The organism is Roseomonas sp. TAS13 (genome assembly GCF_001950415.1).
GTDB lineage: Bacteria > Pseudomonadota > Alphaproteobacteria > Acetobacterales > Acetobacteraceae > Roseomonas > Roseomonas mucosa.
In genome coordinates, this window is sequence record NZ_BDLP01000525.1 from 1 (window position 1) to 2349 (window position 2349).

3 protein-coding genes are annotated in these 2349 nt (G+C 68.1%); 2 read left to right on the plus strand and 1 reads right to left on the minus strand.

Annotated elements, in window-relative coordinates; all coding sequences use genetic code 11:
- Together ROTAS13_RS23100 and ROTAS13_RS23105 are read left to right on the plus strand one after the other, a co-directional pair.
- The coding region (locus tag ROTAS13_RS23100; protein WP_139323519.1) for a transposase at window positions 1-773 on the plus strand (773 nt) is incomplete at its 5' end.
- Window positions 774-795: 22 nt separating this feature from the next.
- A complete protein-coding gene (locus tag ROTAS13_RS23105) occupies window positions 796-1317 on the plus strand; it encodes a LysR substrate-binding domain-containing protein (protein WP_253187750.1) in 522 nt (173 codons plus the stop codon).
- Window positions 1318-1372: 55 nt separating this feature from the next.
- On the opposite strand, the gene ROTAS13_RS23110 is transcribed toward ROTAS13_RS23105, so the two are convergent.
- Window positions 1373-2179: an IS5 family transposase gene (locus ROTAS13_RS23110; RefSeq protein WP_075823550.1), complete on the minus strand. Its 807-nt coding sequence runs from the start codon at window positions 2177-2179 to the stop codon at window positions 1373-1375.
- Window positions 2180-2349: the final 170 nt, after the last annotated feature.

Consider the following 2349-nt stretch of genomic DNA (forward strand, 5'->3'; position numbering starts at 1 on the left):
TTCGCCTTACGGTGGAGCTGTGCGTAGATGTGATCAAGAGACAGCGGTACGACGAGGCAGCCGACCTTCACGGCAAGGGCCTGTCGATCAGCCGCATCGCCAGCTTGCTCGATGCCGAGCGCAAGACCGTGCGGCGCTGGCTGTCGCTTGGCCATGCCCCGTCGTGGCGCAAGCCGCGGCGCGGCAGCGGGCTGGATGTCCATGTCGCATATCTCGAAGGCCGCTGGAATGAGGGCTGCCGCAACGCCGCTCAGATCTGGCGCGAGTTGATCGGGCGGGGCTTCACAGGGCGCCCCGGTCTTGTGCGCCGCTGGGCCACCGGTCGCCGTCGGGAACAGCCGGATCCTTCCGCCACCGAGCAACGAGCAGGAGCCAAGGCCTGGGCAGGGCTGACCATTCGTCGGATCGGCTGCATGCTCATGGCCGACGAGACCAGGCTGTCGGCCGACGAGAACTTGTTCGTCGGTCACCTGCTCGAGGAGGCGCCCCGATTGGCCGAGGCGATCAGCGTGGCTAAGCGGCTGCAGCGTCTCTTGCGCCACGAGACGGGTGACACCCTACCTGCCGTGCTCGCCGCTGCCGACGAAACACCGCTCAAGAACTTCGCCGCCGGGCTGCGCCGCGACCAGGACGCCATCCAGGCCGCCCTCGATCTGCCCTGGACGACGAGCCCGGTCGAAGGACAGATCAGCCGCATCAAGATGATCAAGCGGACCATGTACGGCGGAGCAGGCTTTGATCTCCTCCGCACCCGCGTCCTGCACGCCGCGTGATACCGAAACAGCAGCACGCAAAGTGCGGGAGAACCAATTTTCAGCCAGCACTTCTGCGGAGCATTCACCCAGCCGCTACAGCACCGGGGAAACCCTGGCCAAGGGCATGGTGGCCGTGCCGATCGGGCCGGAGATGCGCATGGCGGTGGTGGGTGCCCCGGCCTACTTCGCGGCGCGCCCGCGCCCGCGCCCGCGCCCGCGCACGCCGCAGGACCTGACCGCGCACAACTGCATCAACATCCGCCTGCCCCGACATGGCGGCCTCTACGCCTGGGAATTCAGCAAGAGAAAGCGGCAGGTCAGGGTCGAGGGGCAGCTGGTGTTCAACAGCACGACGCTGATGCTCAACGCGGCGCTGGCCGGCCTCGGGCTGCTGTACCTGACGGAACAGCAGGTCGCGCCCCACCTCGCGGAAGGCAGGCTGGTGCGGGTGCTGGCGGACTGGTGCGAGCCCTTCGCCGGCTACCACCTCTACTTTACCAGCCGCCGCCAGCTCACGCCCGCCTTCGCGCTGTTGGTGGAGGCGCTGCGCTACCGCGGCTGACGCCTGGCATCATCTGTCTGCAATACGAGCGGCACCGGCAGCAATCTAGAGGGTGTTACGGACTGGGGGCGAGTTCTGCGGCACGCTTGAGGAGCAGGACGGTGAAGGCGACGAGGTGAAGGCCTGCGCGGGTCTCGGGCAGTCGCTCGTAGTCGCGTGCGAGGCGGCGGAAGCGGGCGAACCAGGCGAAGGAGCGCTCGACCACCCACCTCCTGGGCAGGAGGACGAAGCCGCGCTTGGCTTCGGGGAGTTTGACGACCTCCAGGGTGATGCCGTGGGCGGCTGCGGCCTGGGCGGGCCGCTTACCGGTGTAGCCCTGGTCGACATAGGCCAGGTTCACGCTCTCGCCGGTTGCGTCCTGGACGGCCTCGGCCAGTGTGGAGACGGCCGAGCGGTCATCGGCGTTGGCCGGGGTGACGTGCAGTGCCAGCAGGTGGCCGAGCGTGTCGACGGCCAGGTGCAGCTTGGAGCCTCTGGTCCGCTTGTGCCCGTCCCAGGCGGCGCGTGCGCCGCTCTCGGGTGTGGATCGCAAGGTGCGGCTGTCCAGCACGGCCGCCGAGGGCTCCTCCGACCGGCCCTGAGCCAGGCGGAGCACCGCCCGAAGGTCCTGAACCAGCATCTCGAAGCAGCCCGCCCGCAGCCAGCGCTGCGCCTGGTCGTAGACGGCGTGCCAGGGCGGGAGGTCGTTTGGCATGGCCCGCCAGGCCACGCCGTAGCGCACCAGGTATCGCAGCCCGTTGAACACCTCCCGCAACGGGTGCTCGCGCTGACCGGCCTCCTCGGGCAGCAGCGTCAGGTAGGGCGCGACCAGCGCCCACTCCTCGTCAGACACATCGGACGGGTACGGCTTACGAGAGGGCATTCACCCCAAACGAAGCCACCTACAGGTCCGTAACACCCTCTAGCACTACCTGGGCACTTTGAACGGTAGTGCTGTTGCCTATCTGTTGGGTGATGCGGCAGGAGGCGGGGCGATGGGCATCCGCGGTGGTGGCAGTGACCTGGACAACTGGCTCACGCCCTTTCTTGAGG